Source organism: Bacteroidota bacterium (assembly GCA_016715945.1).
Lineage (GTDB): Bacteria > Bacteroidota > Bacteroidia > Bacteroidales > F082 > JALNZU01.
This window is the reverse complement of sequence record JADJXJ010000003.1, coordinates 778,609-803,780: the sequence shown is the minus strand read 5'-3', so window position 1 is coordinate 803,780 and position 25,172 is coordinate 778,609. Positions and strand designations below refer to the sequence as shown.

The window sequence follows — 25,172 nt, the reverse complement described above, 5'->3', positions numbered from 1 at the left end:
CATTTAAATATTTGCGAAATGACAAAAATCACTGATCTTGAACCTAAAAATGTCTGGAAGCACTTTTACAGCCTGACCCAGATACCGCGCCCATCGAAGAAAGAAGGCCGCATCATCAGCTTCATGAAAGAATTCGGGGAACAACTTGGATTGGAAACCATTGTGGATGAAGTTGGCAATGTGATTATCCGCAAACCGGCCACCCCCGGTTGCGAACATATGCGCGGTGTGGTGTTGCAGGCCCACCTCGACATGGTGCCGCAAAAGAATGCCGGCACAGCCCACGACTTCGAAAACGACCCCATCGAAACTATAGTGGACGGTGAATGGCTCAAAGCCAACGGCACAACCCTGGGTTCGGACAACGGCATAGGTGTGGCTGCTGCCATGGCTGTGCTCGAATCGACCGACATAGCCCACGGCCCTGTGGAAGCGCTTTTCACCATTGATGAAGAAACCGGCATGACCGGCGCCAAAATGCTTAAACCCGGATTGCTCCAAGGCGAAATCCTGCTCAATATGGACTCGGAAGACGAAGGTGAGTTGTATATCGGATGTGCCGGCGGGGTGGACACCACCGGAGAATTCAGCCCGCAATCTGAGCCGGTGCCCGCAGGAAGCAAGGCATACAAGCTGGCTGTGAAAGGCCTCAAAGGCGGCCATTCGGGTCTCGATATACATCTGGGACGCGGAAATGCCAACAAAATTCTGAACACCCTCATGCTCATGGCAGCCGATAAGTTTGGCCTCCGCCTGAGCGAGATCGAAGGCGGCAGCCTGCGCAACGCCATCCCACGCGAAGCTTTTGCCACCGTGGTTGTGCCCGAAAGCCATGCGAATGACTTTGAAGCTTTTGTCAAAGAATTCGAAGCCATTTCGAAAGAGGAATTTAAGGAAGCCGACCCTGGGCTCAGCATTACCGCCCAGTCCGCCGAACTGCCCGAAAAGGTGATTGACGCCAAAACACAGGAAGGCCTGTTTGAGGCCGTGGCACGCTGCCCCAATGGGGTGATCAGCATGGTGCCGGATATGCCCGAGGTAGTCGAAACCTCAACTAACCTGGCCATCGTAAAGAGCAGCGGCGATAAAATCATCATCGCCACATTGCAACGCAGCTCCGACGATGCCAGCAAAGCCCGACTTGCCGTAAACATCCGCAAGGTATTTTCCGATGCAGGTGCACATGCATACTCTTCGGGCGATTATCCCGGCTGGAAACCAAACGTGAACTCGCCCATCCTGGCCACCATGAAAAAGGTGTATGCCGACAAATACGGCAAAACCCCGGAAGTCAAGGTGATTCATGCCGGACTGGAATGCGGCATCCTCGCAGGCGCCTATCCGCATTGGGACATGATCTCGTTTGGCCCCACCATCAGGCACCCCCACTCGCCCGACGAAAAAGTGCATATCGGCACCGTAGGCCTGTTCTGGGATTACCTGGTGGAAACCCTGAAACATATTCCGGCCAAAAACTAGTCCGCACATCGCTTTCACGCGCGCTGCCGTGGCCCGGGTTCACGGCAGCGCGCCTGCTTTTTACACACTGATTACAAGATATTTTTGCAAAAAATCGCAGGTACAGTTTGGTGGTATGAAATAAATCCCTACCTTTGCACTCCCAAAATAAGACACCATGAAACGTACTTATCAGCCGTCGAACAGGAAGCGCAGAAATAAACACGGGTTCAGGGAACGCATGTCCACTGCAAACGGACGCCGCGTGCTCAAGGCAAGAAGGGCCAAGGGAAGAAAAAAACTTACAGTTTCTGACGAAAGATAATCCCTGCGTTTTCAACATAAAGACTTACCGAAGGCGATGGTACATCCATTGCCTTCGTTGTTTTTGTGCCTCAGGCTTCATGCTCCGATAATAAGTTTTAATTTCGCGAGGCTGCCACAGCCCGTTTTTTAAACTTTATGGAACAATTCCTGACTTTTCTCTTTTACTTTATCCTGGGAATCTACCTCCTCAGGCTGGGTTTTACCTACCTCCTGCCCTGGCTCCTGCGCCGATGGATTAAACGCATGGCCAGACATATGGAGCAACAGCAGCAATATCACCAAAACCAAACCTCCGACTTCAACCCGCCACAAAAGAACAAATCCGGAAAGCTTGATGACGTTGGAGAATATGTTGATTTCGAAGAAATTAAAGACGATAAACCCTAATCAGATGAAGCAACTGCCCCAGTTACTCAGGTCGGGCTGGCCCTTCTATACAGCCATCCTGGTTTTTGTCATGGTCACTTTTGCCTACCTTCACCCACTGCTCGAAGGCAAACAGATTGAACAACATGACATCGCCATGTACAAAGGCATGTCGAAAGAAATCAGCGACTTCAGGGAACGAACAGGAAAGGAACCGCTCTGGACCAATTCGATGTTCGGCGGCATGCCCTCCTGGCAGATCTCTGTGGTTTACACCGGCAACCTGATTAGGCATGTGAAAAAGGTGATCAACCTTGGGATGAGCTATCCGGCTTCGACCGTGTTCATGTACTTTTTCGGATTTTACATCCTGTTGCTGGTGATGCGTGTGGATCCCTGGCTCAGCATTGCCGGTGCACTGGCCTTTGGCTTTTCGTCGTATTTTTTCATCATACTCAATGCCGGTCATAGTTCCAAAGCCAATGCCATCGGGTACATGGCGCCTGTTCTGGCCGGCATCATCCTGGCATTCAGAGGCAAATATGCCGAAGGAGGATTGCTCACAGCCATCGCCCTGGCCCTCCAGCTCGAGGCCAATCACCTGCAGATCACTTATTACCTTCTGTTGCTGGTGGTTGTGCTGGGTATATTTCAACTGGCTGATGCCATCCGATTCAAAACACTGCCACAGTTCTTCAAGGCCTTTGGCGTGCTGCTCACGGCCGCCATCGTCGCAGCGCTTACGGTGGGCACCAACCTCTACGCAACCTGGGAGTACGGCAAAGAAAGCATGCGGGGCAAACCAGTGCTTACGAAGAACGTGGAAGACCAGACCAAAGGTCTCGACCGAAGCTATATCACCCACTGGAGTTACGGCATTGGCGAAACCTGGTCGCTGATGATCCCCAATGCCAAAGGCGGAGCTACCAAAGCCATCGGCTCCGACCATCCTGCACTCGACCAGGCCAGCCGGGAGTTCAGGCGTGCGTTAGCTCAGCAGAATGCCTACTGGGGCGACCAACCCGGCACCTCAGGCCCGGTTTATACCGGAGCCATAGTGGTGTTCCTCTTTGTGCTCGGACTGTTTGTGGTCAAAGGCAGGTACAAATGGATCCTGCTTTCCGGAACCATCCTCTCCATCCTGCTTAGCTGGGGAAAGAATTTCATGCCATTTACCAACTTTTTCCTCGATTATGTGCCCGGTTACGACAAGTTCAGGGCAGTGTCGATGACGCTGGTGATTGCCGACCTCACCATGCCGCTGCTCGGATTTCTGGCTTTGTGGGAAGTGTATAAAAATCCCGGGCTGCTCGGTCAGAAAAATAAATGGCTGTATATCGCGTATGGCGCTACGGGCGGCCTGGCGCTGTTGTTCTTCCTGATGCCCACAGTGTTTTTCAACTTTTTCAGCCAATACGAACTCGAGCAGTTTGCCCGCCTCCGGCAGGAAAACCCCGCCGATGCCGGTCAGGTGAACCTGTTCATGCAGGAGCTCGAAAAAGTGCGTGTGGCCATCTTCAAAAAAGATGCCATACGGAGCTTCCTGTTCATTACCCTCTCCGCCGCCTTGATTTTCGCTTTCACCAGACAAAAAATCAAAGCACAATGGCTCACAGCAGCCCTAACCGTGCTGGTGTTGCTCGATATGGTGCCTGTGGATACACGCTACCTGAATGCCAGCGACTTTATCCCCCGCCGTAAATTCGAAAATCCTTTTGAGGCCACCACAGCCAACCGCGAAATCTTGCAAAGGCAACAACCCAATGAGCGCGTGCTCGATCTGACCCACAGCACTTTCAACGATGCCACAGCCTCCTATTTCCATCATTCGGTAGGAGGGTACCATGGCGCCAAACTGCAACGCTATCAGGATCTGATTGAACATCACCTTCAACCAGAGATATCAGCCATTGCCCGCACGCTCAACAACAACCCTACCCTGGCCTCGATTCAGCAAACTATGCGCGACTGGCAGGCACTCAACATGCTCAATACCAGATACATCATTTTCAACCCCGACGCTTCTCCCATCACCAACCCCTACGCTTACGGCGATGCCTGGCCGGTGCATTCGCTGGTGTGGGTGGATAATCCAAACAACGAGATTGACGCCATCAGCGAACATCAACTTGATAAGGTTGCCATCGTGCACCGGGAATTTGAGGGACTGCTTGCAGGCCTGCCCGCCTCCGATAGCCTCAGCGGGAAGGTCGAACTCCTAAGTTATGAACCTAATCACCTGGTTTACAAAGCCGAACTTGAGAAGGAGTCGTTTGTGGTCTTCAGCCAGATCTGGTACACCGCCGGCTGGAAAGCTTATGTGAACGGTGAGGAAAAGCCGCTGATCCGGGCCAATTATGTGTTGCGTGGTTTGAGGTTGCCTGCCGGCGAATCGCAGGTGGAGATGAAGTTTGAACCCAAAGTTTGGCGAACCGGTCAGGCCATCTCGCTGGCCTCCTCAGGCCTGCTGATTTTGCTGCTTTTGGGCTGGTTGTTCACCAAAGTCAGACAACTGCGCCAAAATCAGGCATGAAAAGGGTCCTGATCATCACCTACTACTGGCCGCCCTCGGGAGGCTCGGGGGTGCAACGCTGGCTGAAATTCGTGAAATACCTGCGCGAATTCGGCTGGGAACCCGTCGTTTACACCCCTGCCAATCCTGAGATGCCTTATGAAGACAGCTCGCTGCTCCGCGACGTACCTGATGAGCTGGAAATACTGAAAACCAGGATCTTCGAACCTTACCAACTTTATAACCTGTTTACAGGTAAATCCCGTAATGCAAAATTCCAGCACGGCTTTTTGCAGTCGGATACCAACGAATACCAAAGCCTGAGCCAGAAGCTCTCGGTGTGGATCCGCGGCAACCTTTTTGTACCCGATGCCCGCATGTGCTGGATTAAACCATCTGTGAGGTTCCTTACAAAATACCTCCGCGAGCACCCTGTGGATGCCATCGTAACTACCGGCCCGCCGCACTCGTTGCACAGGATTGGTCTTGGTCTCAAAGCCAGAACCGGACTGCCCTGGCTGGCCGATTTCAGAGACCCGTGGACAGGCATCTACTATTTCGATAAGCTCAGGGTAGGAAAAACGGCACTGAAACGCCACAAACGGATGGAGCGGGAGTGCATGGAAAACAGCGACTTGCTTGTGACAGTGGGGAGAACCATGCAGAAGGACTACGGCCGGCTCACCTCCACCCCCGTGGAGGTGATTACCAACGGATACGACGAGGCCGACCTGCCGGCCACAGGCGACATCAAACCTGCCGGTTTTACAATCATGTATTCCGGAATTTTTCTGCCCGACCAGAATCCCTCGGAACTTTGGCCGGTATTGCAGGAGATGCGCAAAGAAGATGCTGAATTTAACCACAACCTCAAACTGCATTTTCTGGGAAAGACTGATGCCGGCATTTTATCCGACATCAAAAAACACGGCCTGGAAGATTGCCTGAAACTTACAGGTTATGTGCCCCATACCGAAGTACCCGTGCAACAGCAATCGGCAGCCGTCCTGCTGCTAAGCATCAACCGCATCGACAATGCGCCATATATCCTGACAGGCAAGGTGTTCGAATACCTTGCAGCCCGCAGGCCCATCCTGGCCCTTTGTCCGCCCGAAAGCGATGTGGCCGAAATCATCCGGCAAACCAAAGCCGGCTGGGTGGTGCCTTTTGGCGAGGTGGAAACCCTGAAACAGGCATTAACTGAAGCCTACCACTGGTTCAAAAGCGGCGACGCCTGGCCCTCGGTCAATATCGAACAGTATTCGCGCAGGGCATTGACAAAGCGCATGGCTGAATTGCTCGACCGGCTGGTCAGCAAGAAATAAATCAGCTCCGTTCGAGGATGTTTTTTACAAATTTCTTGATATCGTAGGCCGAATTGAACACCTTATAGAGTTCAGCCACAATAGGATAGTCAGATTCGTCCTGCCCCATACCGGCAAGCAGCTCATAAAAAACATTGGTTGCTATCCTTCCCTCGAGCACAACCTTTTCGCTGATGCCGTGGGTGAAAAATCCCTTGCCGATAAGCAATCCGAGGGTGCGGTTGCGGCTCAGGTCGTTGAGTGCGGTGAGCGAAAAGTCGCCAAAACCACAGTAGTTGAAGATGGTTTGTTCCTTTCCGCCAAAACGCACCAGCAAGCTGCGCATCTCGTTGATGCACCGGGCTATGACCAGCGAACGCAGATTGGGTGAATCGAAGTTTGCATCCACTATGCCGATCACAATGGCGTAGATGTTTTTCAGGATGCTGGCATATTCCACACCGCGGATGTCGTTGCTGAAGTCCAGATAAACCGGGCTGTTGTCGAACAACTCGCTCATGAGCGCGAGGGTGTCGTGATGAACAGAAGCAGCGGTGAGCGCCGTGGGCTGACGGTTCAGAATTTCACGTGCAAACGAAGGCCCTTTGAGCGAAACCAGTTTGTTTGGCACGATTGCGCCTATGGCATCGGGAAGCAGGCTGCGCTCCGGACCAAAGCCTTTGGCCAGGTTGACCAACACTGCATCAGGTGAAAGCAAGGTTTTGTGCGCATCAAGGTACGAAACCACCGCCACTGAAGGTATGGCCAGAAATACCACATCGGCCGATTGCAAAACCTGTTTGTCATCCGTGGCTTTGAGCAAAGGCGAGAGCTGAATATTCGGGAAATATGACGCATTGACATGCTCCGTATTGATAGATTCGATCACCTCTGGCTCCTGCGACAACAACACTACCTCGTAATCCTCGTCGGAAGCCAGCACATTGCCCAGGGCCGTGGCAATAGCGCCACTGCCAATAAATACAATATGCTGATTATAGGGCTGTTTCATTCTTTCCGTTTTGGCGGGGGCGAATTTACGACAAAAAATCAAGCCTGCCCGATGGCCGATCAGCGGGCTATTTTGTCAGCTGAAATCTCAAAAAACTGATAAACAGCAGCTTATTTACTCAACAAAAGTTCAATCTCCTCCCTGAGGCGCCTTTGTCGTTTGGCACAGTCGAAGCGAGGCAACACCCTTTGCTGAATGTCGCTGAGTTGCGCCCCGGTCATCTGCAGGGCGGCACGTATAGCGCTTGCAGCCTGCCCGGGTTCGTATTGGTCTATGGCGGGCACACCGGAACCTGCAAACACTTCGGCCGGACCGCAACGATTGGCAATCACGGGGACACAACCAAAGGCCAGCGCCTCGAGCAAAGCAATGCCAAAGGATTCCTGACGCGAGAACTGACAGATCACCCTGGTGCGAAGATAGATCTGCTTCAATTCGTCGAATGAAACCGGCCCGGTCAGGTTCACATTGGGTGCGGCCATACGTTTTGCCTCGGCCAGGGCCTCGCCACTTAGCCCCACCACCTTAAAACTGAGTTCAGGCAAAAGCGAAGCCGCCTTCATAAACACGTCCACACCTTTTATATAAATGGTATTGCGTGAATGGGCCATGGCCACGCAAAGCACCAGACTGCGGTTTTGCGGTTGCGGCACAACAATGGCCTCAGGCGTGTAGCAATTGTGCACCACCACAGCTTTTGCGGCAGCACAGGCCGACACATTGCGCTGCAACTGATTGAGGGTAAAATGTGAAACAGCAAACAGGCGATGCGCAAGCCGCACGGTGAGCCACAAACTCAGGCGTCCGGGCAGGCGGGTCTTCGTACCGTATTTGTATTCAGGCAGATAAGCCGCATCCACACCACCAATCACCACCACGCACTTTCGCCCGGTGAGGCGGGCAAAAAGCGCCGGAAGCACCGCATGAAAATCGGCAAACCACACGTATATCAAGCTGCTTTGCCAGATGTTCCTCAAAAGAAACACCTTTAACCTCAGCAAATCCCACAAGATGCCCGGTCCTTTCCTGCGCCTGAACCTAAACACTTTCACCGGAGCAAATGTGCGAATCAAATCCTCATCCCGCTTCACAAAGGTGGATGCGTGCAGCTCGACCATCAGTACAGGCGCCAGCTCAGCTTTCATTGGTCTGGTTTTCAAATGAGCGCTTTGCGCGCATGATGCTGGCATTAAGTTCGTAGCCAATCAAAAGTATGTACGCATTAAAGAAAATCCACATCAGCAGGATGATAAGTGTTCCGATGGAGCCATAAAGGGCATTGTAGCTGCTGAAATTCGTGATGTAGTAATTGAAGCCCAGGGTGCCAAACAGCAGCAACACAGTTGCCAGAATAGCGCCCGGACTGAAAAAATAAAAATACTTGCGGTTTGCCGGGGCGAAGTAATAAAGTATGGAAGTACTAAAAAACACCAGGGCAATGGAAACCAGCCACTTGACAAGCCATAGCGCCAGTATGGTAATTTGTCCGCTGATCCAGTTCTTTTGGATTAACCAATCGATGATATACCCCCCTGTGGTGAGCAATGCGATGGCAAGGATAAGCATAACCGAAAGCACAATGACCAGCACAAACGACAGCAGCCGTTGCTGAATCCACGAACGTGTTTCGGTGGTGTGCATGCTGGCATTGAAGCCATCGATGATGGCGCTTATGCCATTGGTGCTGAACACAAAGGTGAGGAAAAAGCTCAACGAAAGCAGGCTGCTATTTTGCTTCATGATGATGCCATAGATGGTGCTTTCGACCATGGCAAAGGTGTCGGACGGTATCACCCCGGCCAGCAATTGGAACAAGTTGGATTGAAAATCTTTGACCGGCACATATGGAATCAGGGTGAACAAAAAAAGGATGAATGGAAAGATGGCCAGAAAAAAGTTGAAAGCCACTGCCGAAGCCCGGAGCGACACCGCACCCTCGAACAAGCCCCGTGCATACAGGCTCAGCACCTGCTGGAGGCTGATTCCGCCAAATCCGGGCAATTTTATCCGACTGAGAAAGTTGTTGAGGCGGGCTTTGTGGTGCACGTAGCGCCCGATCAGACCCTCTGCGGCGGCTGCAATCCGCTGGTAATAATCCCTGTATCCCATGCGTTCAGGTGATTGCCCTCAGGCTCATGTCGAGGCTGCGGATGTGATGGGTGAGTGCACCCACCGAGATGTAATCGACACCTGTGAAGGCATACTCGGCAATGTTGCCGGCAGTGATGCCGCCGGAAGCCTCAGTTTCATACCGGCCACCAATCATTTGCAGCGCCCTGCGCAGGTCGGCAGGACTGAAATTGTCGAGCATGATGCGCCGGAAACCGCCACATTGCAAAGCGGACTGCAGCTCATCGAAATTGCGCACTTCCACCTCGATGTCGAGGTTTTTTCCATTCACTTCGAGGTAGGTGCGTGCAGCAAGGATGGCTTTGGCAATGCCTCCTGCAAAGTCCACATGGTTGTTTTTGATCATCATCATGTCGAACAAGCCGAAACGGTGGTTGAGGCCTCCGCCGATGGCCACCGCCATCTTTTCGAAGATGCGGTTGTTCGGGGTGGTTTTTCGGGTGTCGAGCAGCCTGGCCCGGGTGCCTGCGATGAGCCTGACGTATTCCCTGGTCCGCGTGGCAATTCCGCTCATGCGTTGCATGTAGTTGAGCACGAGCCGCTCAGCCGAAAGTATGGACCGCGCACTCCCGCTTACCACAAAAGCACGGTCGCCGGGTTGCACCTCCTGACCGTCGTGCATGTAGGGCTCAAAAACAATATTCTGATCTACCTTCTGAAAAACTTTTCGGGCCACCTCAACGCCTGCCAGCACTCCGGGTTCCTTCACAAGCAAAAATGCCTTACCCATGGCATCCGGAGGAATGGTGGCAAGGCTGGTATGGTCGCCATCGCCAAAATCTTCGGCAATGGCCAGTGATATCAGATGATCAATTTGGTTCTCGGGCGTCATTTCGGCTGTATGCTGAGGAAAAAAATCTTGTGTCCGTCGTCCTGCTTTTCGGCCTGAATGTATAGCCGGTAGTTTTGCTCGCCGCTTGTATAAGTCCCAATAAAAAAGTCGTTGCGGTGGTTGAGTGCCCCCTGTTGGTCAATGGTGATGGCCTTGGGCGGGTATTGCCTGAAAAAACCGGCGAGAGTGCCCTGCAACTGATTGTGATTCAATGCTCCGCGATGCGTGGGCAGATCCACCTCTACCATGGGCGACATGTGGTTGAGCAACTTCCGGGCATCCGACTGAAGCATCAGCTTCACCCAGCCCGTCTGTCCACCGGAAGTAGTCAGCTGCGCTGAAATATCCTTTACAGAAATCATTACCGCCACCCAGAGCAGCAAAATGCGGGCAAAACGCATGTAAATTTTTATTTTGCGCAGTAAAATTAGCATGTTTTGCAGAGGATTGTCCGCATGCATTCAAGCAAAATTCATACCCTTTTTCAGAATAGCCCCATGTTGCTGACATGTATTTTCCCCGGGGCACAGCTAAAAAACCTAATTTTGAAAACTGAAAAGCCCAGGTATCATGCCACATTTCAATCTTATTATCAAGTATTTAGCTAAATTATCGCTGCTTATTCTTATCGTTTTGTTGGTGGCGTGCGAACCACCGAAACAGGAATCGGAAACCGAAAAATTTGAGCGTGAGCTGAAAAGTTTTAACAGCCAGATGGACAACCTGGGCCAGCAGGTAAAGCTGCTTGAGGCCATGCAGGACGAATTGGACCAGCTTGAAAAACAGCGTGCGGCAGGCGAAATCAGCGACGAAGAATTCAGGCGCAAAACCAGCATGGTCAAAGACACTTATGGCAGGGCCTTGTCCAAAGGCAACACAAACCCAAACATCACCGACCTGCCGGGATGGGCCATCGAGCTGGGGCTGAGCACACCCAACGGCATGCAGCTTGATCAGGCTTTCTCACAGATTACCTCGGTGAGCAATCCCGACGAAGGCTTCAACTCCCTGTTGCTGGTTTACAATGGCGACTACCAGACAGCCATGAAGGAAGCTGAGCGTATTGCCCGTCAGGCACGTATCCCGTTGAGCAAAGACTTTCAGGAAGCCCGCGAAATTTCGGAAAAGTTTGGTAGCACCCCGCTCAAGGGAATTGCCTACATGAATTTCGAACCTTTCAAGAATGATGCCCCCATCAACGTTTCCATCACGGTGGACGAAAACGGTGTGCTCACCATAAGCGCTGTGGATGTGCAACAAATGAACCGCCAGCTCGAACGCAGCAGACTCAACAACACGCCCAATCCATGAACATCGTACTTACCGGCGCCAGCAGAGGCATTGGCTATGAGCTTGTTATCCGCTTTTTGCAGTTGCATCACCGGGTGATCGCCGCCTCGCGCAATGTGGCGCCACTGGAACTGCTGGCCCAATCAAACTTTCAGGGTAATCTGATCCCCCTGCAACTCGACCTGGAACAACCTGGTTTTGAACACCTGCTCCGCCAAACCGTTGAGGCACATTTCGGCCAGCTTGACCTGCTGGTCAACAATGCCGGACTGTTGATCAACAAACCATTCGAACAGCTTGATGAGCGAGACTTCGACCGCCTTTTTCAGGTCAATACCAAAGCCCCTTTCACCATCACCCGCACACTCCTGAACCAGCTATCCTCCGGAGCGCACATCCTGAACATCGCCAGCATGGGAGGATTTCAGGGCAGCGCCAAGTTTCCCGGACTCTCGCTCTACAGCGCAAGCAAAGGCGCCCTGGCCATACTCACCGAATGCCTGGCCGAGGAACTCAGGCCCAAAGGCATCAAAGTGAACTGCCTGGCCCCCGGAGCAGCCCAGACCGAGATGCTGAACGAAGCCTTCCCGGGCTATCAGGCCCCGCTTTCGGCAGGCGAAATGGCCGATTTTGTGGCATGGTTCGCAATCAACGGCCATAAGTATTTCAACGGCAAAATATTACCCGTCTCGCTTTCTACCCCATGACAACAACAACCGAACTCATCGAACATCCCGGCATCGTGACCAAAGTGCACGAAAAACATGTGGAAGTGATGGTGCTGTCGAAATCGGCATGCAGTGGCTGCCATGCCAAAGGGGCATGCACCATGGCCGATATGGAAGAAAAAAAAGTTGATGCGCTCAAAACACCGGGCATGAGCTACGCCGAAGGCCAGCAGGTGACGGTTTATATGCGTAAGAACCTGGGCAACCTGGCGGTCTTTTTCGGGTATATCCTGCCTTTCCTGCTGCTGATGGTCCTGCTGTTCGGGCTCACCAGCCTTGGTTTTGGCGAAGGCAAAGCGGCGTTGATCGCATTGGCTTCGCTTGTGCCATATTACCTGATCCTTTATCTCAACCGGAACAGGTTGGACAAAACCTTTGTTTTCTATGCCAGGTAAGCAAACGGCGCCTGGTCGTTAGTCCCCTGCGTGTATGCGAACAGTGAACAGCCCGTCGCCACTCACCCTCCGGCATACATGCTTATATTTATATATGTTCTAAATTGCTGATAATCTGTTAATTTAGAACACTTCTAAACAATTTTCCAGCCTACTGATTATCAATCTGTTTTGCTTGACATATGAAAAATGTCATGCAAAACAGTTTTTGTATTTTACTGATTTACAAGCTATTATCCACCCTTTTTGTGCAGGATCGAATTATATAGCTATCCTGCCAAACTTCCTATTTTTGCTTTGCTGTTTACGCGTGAACAGTAAACAGCGCCGGATTGTGTAACCAAACATCCAGAGCCGTGAACGATATCATTATCAACGCATTGCTTTTGCTCGGCCTGCTAGGTGGAGTGATGGCAGTGATACTTTACTTTGTAGCTCAGAAGTTCAAAGTCATCGAAGATCCCCGCATTGACCAGGTGGACGAGGTGCTTCCGAAGGCCAATTGTGGCGGATGCGGCTATCCGGGCTGCCGCAATTTTGCTGAGGTCTGCGTCAAATCGGCGAGCGAGCGCCAGAGCCTCGACGGGCTGAACTGCCCGGTGGGCGGCAATGCCGTGATGAAGCAGGTGGCAGCGCTACTTGAACTCGAAGTTGCCGAGCAGGAACCTCAGATTGCAGTGGTGCGTTGCAACGGCAGCCATACCAATCACCCTTCGCGGGTGACTTACGAAGGCGCTTCGTCCTGTGCCTTTGCACACAACCTTTTTGGGGGCGAAGGCGGATGCCAGTACAGCTGCCTTGGCCTGGGCGACTGCGTGGCGTCCTGCGATTTCGATGCCATCCATATGGATCCTGTGACCGGTCTGCCGGTGGTCAACGACAAATGCGTGGCCTGCGGCGCCTGTGTCAAAGCCTGTCCACGCAACATCATCGAGCTCAGGCCACGCGGCAAGAAAGACCGCCGCATCTTTGTGAGCTGCGTCAACAAGGACAAAGGAGGCATTGCCCGCAAAAACTGTGAGGTGGCCTGCATAGGCTGCTCCAAATGTTTCCAGGTGTGCCCCTTCGATGCCATCACCATGGCCGATAACCTGGCCTATATTGACCCCGAAAAATGCAAACTCTGCCGCAAATGCGTGGAGGTGTGTCCTACCAATGCCATTCACGAGATCAATTTCCCGGCACGGAAGCTTAAAGTAGAAACCGGCGATGGCGCTGTGGCCGCCGAAGCCGCAGCCGCACGCAAAGCCGAAAGGGTGGTGAAACCCAAGCCCGATGCCGGCCAGACTGATCAACCGTCCGAACCCACCGCATAAGACCTTCAGAACCTATGAAACTAAAGACATTTGCACTGGGCGGCGTTCATCCTGAGGAGCACAAGCTGTCGGCCAATGCGCCCATCGTGAACCTGCCTCTGCCAGCCCAGCTCGTTGTGCCACTCGGCCAAAACCTGGGCGCTCCGCCAAAACCCATCGTCAAAAAAGGTGATGAGGTAAAAACAGGCCAGCTCATTGCTCGGGCCGAAGCCTTCATTTCGGCCAACCTGCACGCTCCTGCCACAGGTAAGGTGGTGAAAGTGGATGAAGCCACCGACACCTCAGGCTACAGGCGGCCCGCCATTTATATTGAGGTGAGCGGCGAAGACAAGTGGGCCGAAGGCATCAATCCCACCAATGAGCTGGTTACCCGGCTCGATTACAGCCGCGACGAAATCATCGCCAAAGTGAAAGAAGCCGGTATTGTAGGGCTGGGGGGCGCCACCTTCCCCACACATGTCAAACTCATGCTGCCGCCGGGCAAAAAAGCCGACTACCTCCTCATCAACGGTGTGGAATGCGAACCCTACCTGACTTCGGACCACAGGCTGATGCTCGAAAAAGCACAGGAAATCATGCAGGGCATCCGGCTGATGATGATTGCCCTCGAGGTGAAACGAGCCATCATCGGGGTCGAAAACAACAAACCCGACGCCATAGCCCACCTGGCTGCCATGGCCCTCGCACACCCCGGAATCAGCGTGCAGGCACTGAAAGTAAAATACCCGCAAGGCGGTGAAAAACAACTCATTAAAGCCCTTGTAAATCGCGAAGTCCCCTCAGGCAAACTGCCCATCGAAGTGGGCTGCGTGGTCTCGAACGTGGGCACCGCCTTTGCAGTGTACGAAGCCGTGACCAAAAACAAACCGCTGATCGAACGGGTGGTCACCGTAACCGGTCTCGGGCTAACGAAACCATCCAATTTCCTGGTTCGCATTGGCACCCCAGTTTCGGCCCTTATCCAGGCTGCTGGCGGCATGCCCGAAAACAGCGGAAAAATCATCAACGGCGGCCCTATGATGGGCAAGGCCATGACCACACCCGAAGTGCCTGTCGTCAAAGGTTCATCGGGCATCCTGATCATGCCCCGCGAGCTGAGCAGCCGCAAAGAACCCCAGGCCTGCATCCGCTGCAGCAAATGCACTACCGTATGCCCCATGGGTCTCGAACCTTACCTGCTGGCCAGGCTTTCGAAGCTCGAACGATACGAAGACACTGAACGTGAGCAGATTATGGACTGTATCGAATGCGGATCGTGCCAGTTTACCTGTCCATCCAACATTCCGCTGCTCGACTACCTGAGGCTGGGTAAATTCCGCACAGGTCAATTGATAAGAAACCGAAAATAAGAACACGCATGAGCAAACTGATCATTTCCGGCTCACCCCATGTGCATGGCGACGAGAGCGTCAGCAAAATCATGTACACCGTGGTGCTTGCCCTGGTGCCGGCCATGCTGGTGTCGGTATATTTCTTCGGCTTTGATGCCATCCGCGTGCTGGCCATCTCGGTAGCCGCCTGTGTATTTTTCGAATGGCTGATACAGAAATACCTTATCAAAGGACCACTCACCATCAACGACGGTTCTGCAGTGGTCGCAGGGGTGCTGCTGGCCTTTAATGTGCCCGCCAACCTGCCCTGGTGGATATTGGTAATTGGCGCATTGGTAACCATTGGCGTCGGCAAGATGTCGTTTGGCGGGCTGGGCCGCAACCCTTTCAATCCTGCCCTGGTCGGACGTGTGTTTATGCTCATCTCCTTCCCGGTGCAAATGACCTCGTGGCCGGTGCCCAAACCTTTGTTTGCTCCCCAGCTTACCGATGCCATCACCGGCCCGACTGCCTTGGGCATCCTCAAAGAAGGCATTGGCGCAGGGAAAACCATCGACCAGATCATGGCCGACCCGCATATGCCGGATTACATCGACAGGCTTACCGGCAATATGAGCGGCTCGCTGGGCGAAATGTCGGCCATGGCCCTGATCCTCGGCGGCATCTTTATGGTCATCCGTAAGGTGATCGACTGGCAGGTGCCGGTCTCTATCATTGCCACAGTGTATGTGTTTGCCGGCATCTTTCACCTTATCGACCCGCAACACTATATCGAACCTGCATTTCACCTGTTCACCGGCGGCCTGATGCTGGGCGCCATCTACATGGCCACCGACATGGTTTCGTCGCCCATGAGCATGAAAGGCAAGGTGGTTTATGGTGTAGGCATAGGCTTGCTTACCATCATCATCAGGCTGTGGGGAGCCTACCCCGAAGGCATCTCGTTTGCCATCCTGATCTTGAATGCATTCACACCGCTCATCAACATGACGATGAAACCCAAACGTTTTGGAAAAGCAACCGCTTGAACGACTGAAAAACTAAGACAATGGCAAAGAAATTAGCATCCACTTTTCTGAATATGGTGATCGTGCTGCTGGCTGTGGCCTCGGTGGCAGCACTGAGCCTCGGGGCAGTGTACAACATCACCAAAGCGCCCATCGAAGCTGCACAGAAAAAAAAGCAGGAGGATGCCATACGACAGGTGTTGCCCGAATTCGACCGCATCGAGGCAGCTAAAGCCATCTCCGCCCGCGGCACCGACTCCCTGAGCCTGTTTTACGCCTTCCAGGGCGACCAACTGGTTGGCGTGGCTGTGAACACTTACACCAACAAGGGTTTTAGCGGATTGGTAAGGCTGATGGTGGGCTTTTTGCCCGACGGCACCATCAACAATACGGCCGTACTCGAACACAAAGAAACACCCGGACTGGGCGACAAGATGCAGCAAAACAAATCGGACTGGAGCCTGCAGTTTAAAGGGAAAAATCCCGGAACGAACAACATCAGGGTAAAGAAAGACGGGGGCGAGGTGGATGCCATCACGGCAGCAACCATCAGCTCGCGGGCTTTTGTGGATGCCGTGCTTCATGCACACGAAACACTTACCAAAAATCAGGGAGGACAGCACTGATGAACAGAATGCAAAACTTCACCAAAGGCCTGATCAAAGAAAACCCGGTATTGGTGCTCCTTTTGGGGCTGTGCCCTACCCTGGGTGTGACCACCTCGGCCATCAACGGACTGGGCATGGGCCTGGCCACCACCTTTGTGCTCGTGATGTCGAACCTGGTGGTTGCATCCATCAAAAACCTGATCCCCGACAAGGTGCGTATCCCGGCCTTCATCGTCATCATCGCCTCGTTTGTGACCATGGTCGAACTGCTGATGCAAGCCTATGTGCCGGCGCTCTTCGAACAGCTCGGCCTGTTCATCCCCCTCATTGTGGTCAACTGCATTGTGCTGGGACGTGCCGAGGCCTTCGCTTCGAAAAACAAGGTGCCGGATGCAGTGATTGATGGCCTGGGCATGGGTCTGGGCTTTGCCCTTGCACTAACCATATTGGGTGGGGTGCGCGAGCTGCTGGGCAGCGGCGCCCTGTTCAGCATCAAGCTCATCCCTGGCGACCTTATGCTGGTCTTTGTGCTGGCCCCCGGAGCCTTCATCGCCTTGGGATACCTGATTGCCCTCAGCCGGAAGTTTAACAAATAAACACTGCAGCCATGGAATACATTATCATCATCATATCGGCCATCTTCATCAACAACATCGTGCTGGCACAGTTTCTGGGCATCTGCCCCTTTGTAGGCGTGTCGAACAAGCTCAGCACCGCAGCCGGCATGGGTGGGGCCGTGCTTTTTGTAATGACCGTTGCCACCATCGTCACCTGGCTTATCCAGACCTACCTGCTGCAGGCGCTTGGCATACAGTTCCTTCAGACCATTGTGTTCATCCTGGTTATTGCCTCGCTGGTGCAGATGGTCGAAATTATCCTGAAAAAGGTAAGCCCCTCCCTCTACTCGGCCCTGGGGGTTTTCCTTCCGCTGATCACCACCAACTGTGCCATACTTGGGGTGGCCATCCTGACCATCCAGAAAAATTTCAACCTGCTCGAAGGCGTCACCTTTGCCATTGGCAATGCTGCAGGATTTTCGCTCGCGCTGGTGGTCTTTGCCGGCATTCGCGAACACCTCGACCTGATGGAAGTGCCCGAAGGCATGCGCGGTGTACCCATTGCCCTGGTGGTAGCCGGCATCCTGGCCCTGGCCTTTATGGGCTTTACAGGACTGGTGTAAAACATAATCGTCTGACCGACAAACAAAAAAAACCACCGGCTGCTCCGGTGGTTTTTTTTCTTAGGATGGGTGTGATAATTTGTTTACAGCGGTTCATGAGCCGTCAGCCGCTCAGGGCAGTGGCAGATTGCGGAGCGCTGTATTAGACACAGCGGATAGATCGGGGCGGAAAAACGCTTGATTTAAGCGCTGCATCGCCAATAGTTCTTTGTTGAAGCTTAATTGCTTTGTGAAAATTCTATTGTTCAAGTTGGTTGACATAAATAAATACGTCCGCCATGTATTTGCTGAGTTTGTGATGAGTAACACCAAGGTACAACTTTAAAACTTTCAGCGCATTCTCCCATTCCTGTTTCGATTCAGGTCCGGAGACAGACTTATCTCCAATGAAGTAGATATTTAGTTGATATACAACGCTATGTTGATTTCGCGCAGAGAATTGTCGGTGGCGGAGAAATATTTTGCTGTTTTGGTTGTTTTGCTCAAACATGTAAAGACCTGGTACCGGTAAAGCCAAACGAAAACAAATGTCGGGCAAAGGATGATGACTTTCACGATGCAGGGCGAGGGCATGGTTTGCGGGTATTATTTTGAGCATTGAATTGCGGAGCAGGCGAGCATTTTGGTTATTTTGCAACATCAAAGTTTGTCCTGTCATGGAGTTTTTTCTGGCCATAGGCGCATTTATGGCGTTTTTTCTGGCCTGGCTGTTGCAGATCAAAAAGGACAGAAGCCGCGCCGATTCAGCATTATCGGTGGTTTTTCTTGTCAATGGCATCACCATTCTACTGGGCCTGCTCGAGGTAGTCAACCGCGAGGCGGGCTATCCTTTTGCTTTTATTCTGCACACTTCCACGCCGCCAATTTTACTTCACGGCCCACTGATGTGGCAGTATGTACGCCTGCTCACCCACCCTCAATCGAAGCTGAAACCAATGCATCTGCTTCATTTGCTGCCGTTTGTGCTGGTTTTGGTTCTTTTCGTTGCTAAAAACTACGTACTTCCGGCCGAACAACGCATTGCCCAGGAACAAACAGAGGCTTTCAGGCAACAATTGATGTTTCCGGTGGTGGTGGCCATGATTTTCGCTTCAACGCAGGCCTATTACTGGTATTGTTTGTTTCAGCTGCGCAGGCACCGCGCCACGCTCGAACGTTATTACGGCAACCTGGAGGGCAAAGACCCCGCCTGGCTTCGCCAGATGCTGATTGCAGCCATTGTGTTTTATGCGCTTATCAGCCTGTTGTATGTTGCCGATTACCTGTTCAACCTGATGCCTTATGGCAGCCTGCAGGCCACCGGCTACCTGTTTGCTGCCGTTTACACCATTTACCTCGGCTGGTTTGGGTTCAGACAGGGCGATGTGTTTACGCGCAACAAACCCGAAGTGGACCTCGACAGCCTGAACGAATCCGCCACTGCCACACCCAGTCCGGAGCAGGGGGAAGTGGCTGCCCTGTTGCGGCTCATGGAAACCAAAAAGCCCCACACCGACCCCGAACTCACCCTGGCCCAGCTGGCACGCATGGTCGGACAGCCGCCCCAACGCCTCTCCGGACTACTGAACCAACAAATGGGGATGAACTTTTTTGAGTTTGTCAACCGCTGGCGCGTGGACGAATTCAAACAACAAGCCCTGACCGAAGAGGGCAAAAAACTCAGCCTGATTGGCATTGCCTACAACTGCGGCTTCAACAGCAAGCCCACATTCAACAGGGTGTTTAAATCGTTTACCGGAAAAACCCCCAGCGAATGGCTGGCAGAGCAGAAAAGCTGAAAAACACTGAAACGCAGGGCAACCCACAGCGCGAGTCGTTCGCACTGTTTGCCGCCAGGCTTATGCCCCATGAGCTGGAATACCTGCGAAATATCCAACAGTTTAAAACCGGCGAAAACCTCTCGATACTCCGCCAGCTCCGTGAGGCCGTGCTGAAGCCGGAGCATTTTGCCGGATTCGACCGCAGCATCGACAAACGCCACTATTCGTACATGAAAAAATGGATTGAGGAAAAACTCCTGGCCATCGATGCCGATGCATACTTCGAAAAACTGGCGGAACTCGACAAAAAAATCATGACCGACGCCCTGGATGCTGCAGATGAGCGAATGATGCTCCGCATGATCCGGGTGAGCCGAACAACCGATTATTATTTTGTGCGGTTTTATGAGCTCGTGCAAAACTACCGCTATTACCTGCTCATCAGGATGCGGCACAACTACCTCAGAGCCACCAACAACTACCTGGAAACCAACAGGGAAGCCTGGCTGCGCTCGAAGACCATCAACCAGGAACTGCACGAAGCCACCCGCGACATTGTGGACCAATATGCCCGCTCGTCGGTCGATTCAAGACAATGGGAAACAAGGCTGATCAACATCTTTGAGGATGCCACGCTCGATGGACTGAACAGATACTATGCCATCGTGCGCCTGACATTTATGTATTACAATTACAAGGAATACGCCAAACTGCTGGAGCTGTATTCCCAACTCGATCAGCTCATGCACAAGGGCATCATTTACAGCAGGCGGATTCTGGCAAACTATTATGCCAACCGCCTGCTGGTGCACTCGCGCCTGAACGACAACGAGCTGGCTCTGTATTACGGCAGGCTGTCGGTGCGGCACAAGGGCAGCGACTTCCTGTTTTACCTGACCAACCTGTGCAGCGTGTTGCTGCGGAGCGGAAAATACGCCGAATCGCTCGACCTGCTGCGCGCCCACATGGGCGAATACCGCAATGCCATCAGTCCGCACAACCGCATTGGCTTTGCTTCGCTCTATATCCAAAGCCTTGTATTCAACGGCAAAGCCCCGCAGGCGCTGACCTTTGCGAGGCAGTTTCTCGACGACAGCCGCGAAGAGCTGTTCCAGTTCAGGTGGCACCTGTTTTTTTCGTCTCTGCTGCTGGCGCAATTGCGGCTTGAACGATACCGCGATATTATCCGTACCGTAAAGAGATACGACCTGTTGCGGCTCGAGCATGGGCGGGCCTCAAGGGCAGGCTATATCCCTTACCTCCAGTGGTTTTATGCTCTGGCCCGCTACAAGGAATGCCAGATTGACGAACACGATCTGAGGCTTGGCCTCATGCAGTCGTCGGCCGATTTGTGGCGCGATCCGCACCGCGCAAAGCTGTTGGAAGATCTGTTTAAAGAACTTAAACCCCATGTGCCCGACCTTCAGCTGAGCGACATATCAGGGCAATAAGGCAAGTGCAGAAATGGTTACTTTTGCCACCAAAGACCCTGCATTATGGATCTGCTCATCAACTACCTGACTACCTTGTGGCATCTCACCGTTGACATGGCGCCTTACCTGCTGTTGGGCTTTCTGGCAGCCGGTGTGCTCAGGGTTTATTTTCCGCGAACGCTGCTAATCAGATACATGGGAGGCTCGCCGGCCAGGGCGTCGTTCAATGCCAGTCTGCTGGGCGTGCCCATGCCCTTGTGCTCGTGCGGCGTATTGCCTGCAGGAATATCGCTCCACCAAAACGGCGCTTCAAAAAGCGCAACCACTTCGTTTTTGATTTCTACGCCCCAAACAGGCGTCGATTCCATTTTGGTCACCTATGCCATGCTTGGCCTGCCCATGGCCATCATCAGGCCTGTGGTGGCACTGCTCACCGGATTTGCCGGAGGTGTGCTCACAGGTAAATTCGACAAAACCCCTCCCGCTTCCACACAACAAACTGAAGAAGAAGCAATTCCGCGGAAGCTGGGCTATATGCTCCGCTATGCCTTTGTCGATTTTATGGCCGACATCAGCCGGTGGCTGGTGTATGGGCTCCTCATAGCTGCCCTCATTGCCGTACTGCTTCCCGACGACTTTTTTGCCACTGCCGTGGGCAACCCCAACCTGCAGATGCTGGTGGTGCTGGCTGCCAGCATTCCGATGTACGTTTGTGCCACCGGCTCGGTGCCTGTGGCCGCAGTGCTGATGCTCAAGGGCATCTCGCCGGGCGCCGCACTGGTGTTCCTGATGGCCGGTCCGGCCACCAATGCCGCTTCCCTGACCGTGCTGCACAAGGCACTTGGCCGAAAAACCACATTGATCTACCTTTTTACCATCATCGCAGGAGCGCTGCTTTCGGGAATGATCATCAACCTTCTGCCGGCTTCCTGGTTCCAGGTGATGCACCAGCATCACCATCACCAGCATGGCTTGTTGCCCGGCTGGTTAGGCACAACCTCTGCAATTGTACTTATCGCATTGATAGCCAATACCTTTATCCAAAACATCCGAAAAAGAAACCCCAAAACAATAGTTCCGATGACACAGAACAGCATACTGGTGGGAGTGGAAGGCATGACGTGCAACCACTGCGCAAAAAATGTGGAAAACAGCCTGAAAGCCCTTGGCAATGTCACGAATGTGCAGGTGAACCTCGAACGCAGGGAGGTAATGCTCGAAGGTGAGGATATTGATATTGAAGCTGTTAAAAATACCATCGAGCGCATCGGCTACACTTTCACCGGCAGCAAGTAAATCTGAAATCAATGCTTATGGCATCCCTGAAAAAAATAAAACTGACCTCAGGCCTGATGTGCCTGCTCCTGTCGGGCGCAATAACGGTTCAGTTTGCAAAAGCGCAGACTGAGGTCTTTGTTTTTCAAAACGAAAACACTTCGATACAACTGGTGCACAATCCGGCACATCAGACTGCCGGCCTTTCGTGGAACCTGTCAGGAAAAACCGGCTTCGCCCTCCTGCAAACAGGTGAAACGACAGAAAGCGCTTTGACATTTAGTGGGAGCGACGGACAACTGGTAGCCCAGGCCCGCAGGCTGGACAACACATTGGATTTCAGCCTTTTTTATGAAAGCGCTCCTCTGCAGTTTACACTCCGTAAAAAGCCATTCAATTTTGACGAGCGCTGGCAGATGGTAAAGGCAGAAGGCAGTTTTCGTCACCCCAACGACAAGGGCACAGGAGCAATAATTGAGCTCAACTATTTGTTTTCAAAAGATGCGGACGATCCGCTCAATGCGCAACTTGCCGCATTCTATGGTCTGGACACCAGGGCAACCGAGCTGGAGGCCATGATGCAGGCCGATGTGGCAACGTTTGTTGACCGCTACCGGCAGGCAAGCACCACAGCCGAAGGCAACACCTTGGATATCAACTGGATGAAAGCCGCCAATTCCTTCCCGGTATTTGTCAGCGAAGCATTGATGTGCATTGCCAAAACTTCGGTGGTGAGCACAGGCAACCAAATGGTGAGGCGGCACAACGAGTTTGCCATTGTTGACACCAGAAACCGGCAGGTGCTTGCCTACGACGACATCTTTTTGCCCGACAGCAGGGAGGCGCTGGCGGAATTGCTGAGTACGGCCTTGCGCAAAATGGCTGGCCTCGAAGCGGGAAGCGACCTCCGGCAGGCAGGCTTTTTTGTCGAAAAAGTGCTGCCCAACACCAACCTGATCGCCGGCGCAGGAACGCTGGGCTTTGCATACAACCTTTACGAGCTTGGACCGCCATCAAAAGGACAGCCGGTAATCATGCTTCCTCTGGATGCAGTGAAAACCCTGCTTCAAGCCCGGTTTCATGCCCTCATCATGTCCCCCTGAGCCTAATCCCGACTGCCCATGAGTACACTTCTGGTGCTGCTGGATGTGTTTGGCGCCATGGCCTTGTTGCTTTTTGGCATCAAGCTGCTGTCGGAATCGCTCCAAAAACTCGGAGGAAGACAGCTTCGCAACTGGCTTTCGGTGGTAGCCGGCAATCCTGCCAGAGGTTTGCTCACAGGTTTTCTGCTCACTGCCCTGCTGCAATCCTCTTCGGCCACCACTGTGCTTCTGGTAGGCTTCGTCAATTCCGGTCTCATACCGGTGTACAATTCCATCGGACTTGTCTTCGGGGCAAACATTGGCACTACCGTTACCACCTGGCTGATCACTTTTTTTGGCTTCAGCTTCAACATCAACGGCCTGCTTCTTCCGCTGATGGCACTGAGCATCCCGCTGTTTTTTTCATCACGGTCCGTGCATAAAAGCCTGGCCGAACTGCTTATCGGATTTTCCCTGCTGTTTTTTGGATTGTCGTTGCTTCGCGAGGCGCTCCCTCCGCTTGATGCCTCAAGCCCTGTATTCAACTACGTGCGATCGATCGAACCCGCAGGCTTGTTCCCATTGCTGGCTGCTGGCATCACGGGCCTGGTGGTTACACTGCTTGTGCAGTCGTCCACGGCTACTATCACCCTCACCATCATCCTGCTCAGCGAAGGCTATATCGGATTTGAGACTGCAGCGGCCATGGTGGTTGGCGAAAACATCGGCACCACAGTTACAGCCAACCTGGCGGCGCTGATTGCCAACCGGAATGCCAAACGTACTGCACTGATACACACGCTTTTCAACCTGATCGGAGCATTGTTGCTGATTCCTTTCTTCCTGCCGGCTGTCGAAGCTGTGCAGCAACTGGCGCTTTTCCCGGATCAGGGGCAATCAAACGATATGCAACTGATGTCGGCCCTGTCGGTGAGCCTGTTTCACAGCCTGTTCAATATCGTTTTTGCATTGTTGTTCCTACCTTTTGCCAGACTCTTCGAAAAAGCCGCCGAAAAACTAATCCCACTCAGTTCAGCCGGTGAACAAGCTGGTCTTTATTTTGCCGACAGCTTCATAGCTCCGGTATCGGAATTGGCTGTTATCCAGCTTAATACCCCCTTAAAAACCATGAGTCGCACCGTTGGCGAGATGTTGGAAGTTTTTCCCCTGCTGCTCACCGAAAAAAATCAGGAAACCTTTGCATCCATTGCAGAGGGCATCCGCAAGCGCGAAATCTTTAACGACGAGCTCGAAAAAACCACACAACAATACCTCTCCCGACTGGGTGAGAGCAAGCTCAGCCACGAGGCTTCAGGCATGATCAGCGCCGTGCTCATCGCCATCAGCAATATGGAAAGCATAGCCGACATCTGTTTCAAAATCAACGCCACCATCGAGCGGAAAAACGCAGAAAATGCCTGGTTTACACAGGATCAGCGCAACGACCTGATGCTGTTGTACGAAAGGGTTAAAACTGCACTCGGGCTGATGGCAATACAGATCAATCAGCCATCCAACGATACCATGCAGGCTGCGCTGGAAGTCGAAGCACAGATAAACCAGCTCAGATACAGCATCATAGAAAAACAGGTGGACGAACTTCGGTTGAAAAAATACCCGCTCGTCTCGGCCAACTATTTCAGGCAGCTGGCAGGTTATCTCGAGAAAATTGCAGATCACGCCCTCAAAGTCACCACAACACTCAATGGTAGGCATGCCTGAGCAACTAGGGCAGAATTTACCTGCAGACCGGAATTACCAGCCGAAAGCCTCACGGCCCTTCCGCAAATCCTTTGGTGCTTGCTTTGCTTCAGCCGTCAACCGGA

25 protein-coding genes are annotated in these 25,172 nt (G+C 52.8%); 19 read left to right on the top strand and 6 right to left on the bottom strand.

What is annotated here, in order from left to right:
* Window positions 1-18 precede the first annotated feature (18 nt).
* The 5 genes from IPM52_13780 (at window position 19) to IPM52_13760 (ending at window position 5,988) form a co-directional block, all read left to right on the top strand.
* Window positions 19-1,479 (top strand): aminoacyl-histidine dipeptidase, encoded by a 1,461-nt coding sequence (locus IPM52_13780; GenBank protein MBK9292676.1) that lies wholly within the window; start codon window positions 19-21, stop codon window positions 1,477-1,479.
* Between the two features lie 157 nt (window positions 1,480-1,636).
* Window positions 1,637-1,783, top strand: a complete 147-nt coding sequence (rpmH, locus tag IPM52_13775) for a 50S ribosomal protein L34 (GenBank protein MBK9292675.1) — start codon at window positions 1,637-1,639, stop codon at window positions 1,781-1,783.
* A gap of 137 nt (window positions 1,784-1,920) precedes the next feature.
* Window positions 1,921-2,172, top strand: coding sequence for a DUF4834 domain-containing protein (locus IPM52_13770; protein MBK9292674.1), 252 nt, complete (start codon window positions 1,921-1,923; stop codon window positions 2,170-2,172).
* Between the two features lie 4 nt (window positions 2,173-2,176).
* Window positions 2,177-4,684: a YfhO family protein gene (locus IPM52_13765; protein MBK9292673.1), complete on the top strand. Its 2,508-nt coding sequence runs from the start codon at window positions 2,177-2,179 to the stop codon at window positions 4,682-4,684.
* On the top strand, window positions 4,681-5,988 hold the full coding sequence (locus IPM52_13760; protein MBK9292672.1) for a glycosyltransferase family 4 protein: 1,308 nt from the start codon (window positions 4,681-4,683) through the stop codon (window positions 5,986-5,988). Before IPM52_13765 ends, IPM52_13760 begins: the two co-directional genes overlap by 4 nt.
* Window position 5,989: 1 nt before the next feature.
* On the opposite strand, the gene IPM52_13755 is transcribed toward IPM52_13760, so the two are convergent.
* The 5 genes from IPM52_13755 to IPM52_13735 all read right to left on the bottom strand — a co-directional run bounded on the left by IPM52_13755 (window position 5,990) and on the right by IPM52_13735 (window position 10,375).
* Complete coding sequence (locus IPM52_13755) at window positions 5,990-6,979, bottom strand: NAD(P)-binding domain-containing protein (GenBank protein MBK9292671.1); 990 nt, start codon at window positions 6,977-6,979, stop codon at window positions 5,990-5,992.
* A 110-nt stretch (window positions 6,980-7,089) separates the two neighbouring features.
* The gene (locus IPM52_13750; protein ID MBK9292670.1) at window positions 7,090-8,124 is read right to left on the bottom strand and encodes a glycosyltransferase family 4 protein; all 1,035 of its coding nucleotides are present in this window, start codon (window positions 8,122-8,124) and stop codon (window positions 7,090-7,092) included.
* Window positions 8,114-9,088, bottom strand: a complete 975-nt coding sequence (locus IPM52_13745) for a YihY/virulence factor BrkB family protein (protein ID MBK9292669.1) — start codon at window positions 9,086-9,088, stop codon at window positions 8,114-8,116. Before IPM52_13745 ends, IPM52_13750 begins: the two co-directional genes overlap by 11 nt.
* Before the next feature lie 4 nt (window positions 9,089-9,092).
* Entirely contained in the window at window positions 9,093-9,941 is an 849-nt protein-coding gene (nadC, locus tag IPM52_13740; protein ID MBK9292668.1) for a carboxylating nicotinate-nucleotide diphosphorylase, read from the bottom strand.
* Window positions 9,938-10,375: a DUF4783 domain-containing protein gene (locus IPM52_13735; GenBank protein ID MBK9292667.1), complete on the bottom strand. Its 438-nt coding sequence runs from the start codon at window positions 10,373-10,375 to the stop codon at window positions 9,938-9,940. Before IPM52_13735 ends, nadC begins: the two co-directional genes overlap by 4 nt.
* A gap of 136 nt (window positions 10,376-10,511) precedes the next feature.
* On the opposite strand from IPM52_13735, the gene IPM52_13730 reads away from it, so the two are divergent.
* From IPM52_13730 to rsxA, 9 genes are all read left to right on the top strand, one after another.
* Window positions 10,512-11,252 carry an SHOCT domain-containing protein gene (locus IPM52_13730; protein MBK9292666.1) on the top strand — a complete coding sequence of 247 codons (741 nt, stop codon included), beginning with the start codon at window positions 10,512-10,514 and terminating at the stop codon, window positions 11,250-11,252.
* Entirely contained in the window at window positions 11,249-11,938 is a 690-nt protein-coding gene (locus IPM52_13725; GenBank protein MBK9292665.1) for an SDR family oxidoreductase, read from the top strand. The genes IPM52_13730 and IPM52_13725 overlap by 4 nt, the downstream gene beginning before the upstream one ends.
* Window positions 11,935-12,354, top strand: coding sequence for a SoxR reducing system RseC family protein (locus IPM52_13720; GenBank protein ID MBK9292664.1), 420 nt, complete (start codon window positions 11,935-11,937; stop codon window positions 12,352-12,354). Before IPM52_13725 ends, IPM52_13720 begins: the two co-directional genes overlap by 4 nt.
* Before the next feature lie 356 nt (window positions 12,355-12,710).
* Window positions 12,711-13,670, top strand: coding sequence for a Fe-S cluster domain-containing protein (locus tag IPM52_13715; GenBank protein ID MBK9292663.1), 960 nt, complete (start codon window positions 12,711-12,713; stop codon window positions 13,668-13,670).
* Window positions 13,671-13,684: 14 nt separating this feature from the next.
* On the top strand, window positions 13,685-15,019 hold the full coding sequence (rsxC, locus tag IPM52_13710) for an electron transport complex subunit RsxC (GenBank protein MBK9292662.1): 1,335 nt from the start codon (window positions 13,685-13,687) through the stop codon (window positions 15,017-15,019).
* 8 nt (window positions 15,020-15,027) lie between these two features.
* Window positions 15,028-16,029, top strand: coding sequence for an RnfABCDGE type electron transport complex subunit D (locus IPM52_13705; protein MBK9292661.1), 1,002 nt, complete (start codon window positions 15,028-15,030; stop codon window positions 16,027-16,029).
* 20 nt (window positions 16,030-16,049) lie between these two features.
* Window positions 16,050-16,634 (top strand): RnfABCDGE type electron transport complex subunit G, encoded by a 585-nt coding sequence (locus IPM52_13700; protein ID MBK9292660.1) that lies wholly within the window; start codon window positions 16,050-16,052, stop codon window positions 16,632-16,634.
* On the top strand, window positions 16,634-17,212 hold the full coding sequence (locus IPM52_13695; protein MBK9292659.1) for an electron transport complex subunit E: 579 nt from the start codon (window positions 16,634-16,636) through the stop codon (window positions 17,210-17,212). Before IPM52_13700 ends, IPM52_13695 begins: the two co-directional genes overlap by 1 nt.
* Window positions 17,213-17,223: 11 nt before the next feature.
* The gene (gene rsxA, locus IPM52_13690) at window positions 17,224-17,796 is read left to right on the top strand and encodes an electron transport complex subunit RsxA (GenBank protein ID MBK9292658.1); all 573 of its coding nucleotides are present in this window, start codon (window positions 17,224-17,226) and stop codon (window positions 17,794-17,796) included.
* A gap of 238 nt (window positions 17,797-18,034) precedes the next feature.
* Here the strand turns inward: rsxA and IPM52_13685 are convergent, their stop codons facing one another.
* Complete coding sequence (locus tag IPM52_13685; protein MBK9292657.1) at window positions 18,035-18,472, bottom strand: hypothetical protein; 438 nt, start codon at window positions 18,470-18,472, stop codon at window positions 18,035-18,037.
* On the opposite strand from IPM52_13685, the gene IPM52_13680 reads away from it, so the two are divergent.
* Genes IPM52_13680 through IPM52_13660 form a run of 5 tightly spaced genes read left to right on the top strand, consistent with a single transcriptional unit; the run spans window position 18,453 to window position 25,068 of the window.
* Entirely contained in the window at window positions 18,453-19,574 is a 1,122-nt protein-coding gene (locus tag IPM52_13680) for a helix-turn-helix transcriptional regulator (protein MBK9292656.1), read from the top strand. The genes IPM52_13685 and IPM52_13680 overlap by 20 nt on opposite strands.
* Window positions 19,550-21,007 (top strand): hypothetical protein, encoded by a 1,458-nt coding sequence (locus tag IPM52_13675; protein MBK9292655.1) that lies wholly within the window; start codon window positions 19,550-19,552, stop codon window positions 21,005-21,007. Before IPM52_13680 ends, IPM52_13675 begins: the two co-directional genes overlap by 25 nt.
* A 45-nt stretch (window positions 21,008-21,052) precedes the next feature.
* Complete coding sequence (locus tag IPM52_13670; GenBank protein MBK9292654.1) at window positions 21,053-22,285, top strand: permease; 1,233 nt, start codon at window positions 21,053-21,055, stop codon at window positions 22,283-22,285.
* Between the two features lie 17 nt (window positions 22,286-22,302).
* Window positions 22,303-23,367 (top strand): DUF3298 domain-containing protein, encoded by a 1,065-nt coding sequence (locus tag IPM52_13665; GenBank protein MBK9292653.1) that lies wholly within the window; start codon window positions 22,303-22,305, stop codon window positions 23,365-23,367.
* Window positions 23,368-23,385: 18 nt separating this feature from the next.
* Window positions 23,386-25,068 carry a Na/Pi cotransporter family protein gene (locus tag IPM52_13660; GenBank protein MBK9292652.1) on the top strand — a complete coding sequence of 561 codons (1,683 nt, stop codon included), beginning with the start codon at window positions 23,386-23,388 and terminating at the stop codon, window positions 25,066-25,068.
* Window positions 25,069-25,172: the final 104 nt, after the last annotated feature.

Excerpts from the sequence above, each read along its gene's own strand:
- IPM52_13680 (MBK9292656.1), top strand. The coding sequence starts at position 18,453 with ATGGAGTTTTTTCTGGCCATAGGCGCATTTATGGCGTTTTTTCTGGCC.
- IPM52_13700 (MBK9292660.1), top strand. The coding sequence starts at position 16,050 with ATGGCAAAGAAATTAGCATCCACTTTTCTGAATATGGTGATCGTGCTG.
- IPM52_13755 (MBK9292671.1), bottom strand. The coding sequence starts at position 6,979 with ATGAAACAGCCCTATAATCAGCATATTGTATTTATTGGCAGTGGCGCT.
- IPM52_13720 (MBK9292664.1), top strand. The coding sequence starts at position 11,935 with ATGACAACAACAACCGAACTCATCGAACATCCCGGCATCGTGACCAAA.
- IPM52_13705 (MBK9292661.1), top strand. The coding sequence starts at position 15,028 with ATGAGCAAACTGATCATTTCCGGCTCACCCCATGTGCATGGCGACGAG.
- IPM52_13675 (MBK9292655.1), top strand. The coding sequence starts at position 19,550 with ATGGCTGGCAGAGCAGAAAAGCTGAAAAACACTGAAACGCAGGGCAAC.
- rsxC (MBK9292662.1), top strand. The coding sequence starts at position 13,685 with ATGAAACTAAAGACATTTGCACTGGGCGGCGTTCATCCTGAGGAGCAC.
- rpmH (MBK9292675.1), top strand. The coding sequence starts at position 1,637 with ATGAAACGTACTTATCAGCCGTCGAACAGGAAGCGCAGAAATAAACAC.
- IPM52_13725 (MBK9292665.1), top strand. The coding sequence starts at position 11,249 with ATGAACATCGTACTTACCGGCGCCAGCAGAGGCATTGGCTATGAGCTT.
- IPM52_13750 (MBK9292670.1), bottom strand. The coding sequence starts at position 8,124 with ATGAAAGCTGAGCTGGCGCCTGTACTGATGGTCGAGCTGCACGCATCC.
- IPM52_13670 (MBK9292654.1), top strand. The coding sequence starts at position 21,053 with ATGGATCTGCTCATCAACTACCTGACTACCTTGTGGCATCTCACCGTT.
- IPM52_13760 (MBK9292672.1), top strand. The coding sequence starts at position 4,681 with ATGAAAAGGGTCCTGATCATCACCTACTACTGGCCGCCCTCGGGAGGC.
- IPM52_13780 (MBK9292676.1), top strand. The coding sequence starts at position 19 with ATGACAAAAATCACTGATCTTGAACCTAAAAATGTCTGGAAGCACTTT.
- IPM52_13695 (MBK9292659.1), top strand. The coding sequence starts at position 16,634 with ATGAACAGAATGCAAAACTTCACCAAAGGCCTGATCAAAGAAAACCCG.
- IPM52_13765 (MBK9292673.1), top strand. The coding sequence starts at position 2,177 with ATGAAGCAACTGCCCCAGTTACTCAGGTCGGGCTGGCCCTTCTATACA.
- IPM52_13770 (MBK9292674.1), top strand. The coding sequence starts at position 1,921 with ATGGAACAATTCCTGACTTTTCTCTTTTACTTTATCCTGGGAATCTAC.
- IPM52_13735 (MBK9292667.1), bottom strand. The coding sequence starts at position 10,375 with ATGCTAATTTTACTGCGCAAAATAAAAATTTACATGCGTTTTGCCCGC.
- IPM52_13665 (MBK9292653.1), top strand. The coding sequence starts at position 22,303 with ATGGCATCCCTGAAAAAAATAAAACTGACCTCAGGCCTGATGTGCCTG.
- IPM52_13730 (MBK9292666.1), top strand. The coding sequence starts at position 10,512 with ATGCCACATTTCAATCTTATTATCAAGTATTTAGCTAAATTATCGCTG.
- rsxA (MBK9292658.1), top strand. The coding sequence starts at position 17,224 with ATGGAATACATTATCATCATCATATCGGCCATCTTCATCAACAACATC.
- IPM52_13745 (MBK9292669.1), bottom strand. The coding sequence starts at position 9,088 with ATGGGATACAGGGATTATTACCAGCGGATTGCAGCCGCCGCAGAGGGT.
- nadC (MBK9292668.1), bottom strand. The coding sequence starts at position 9,941 with ATGACGCCCGAGAACCAAATTGATCATCTGATATCACTGGCCATTGCC.
- IPM52_13660 (MBK9292652.1), top strand. The coding sequence starts at position 23,386 with ATGAGTACACTTCTGGTGCTGCTGGATGTGTTTGGCGCCATGGCCTTG.
- IPM52_13685 (MBK9292657.1), bottom strand. The coding sequence starts at position 18,472 with ATGGCCAGAAAAAACTCCATGACAGGACAAACTTTGATGTTGCAAAAT.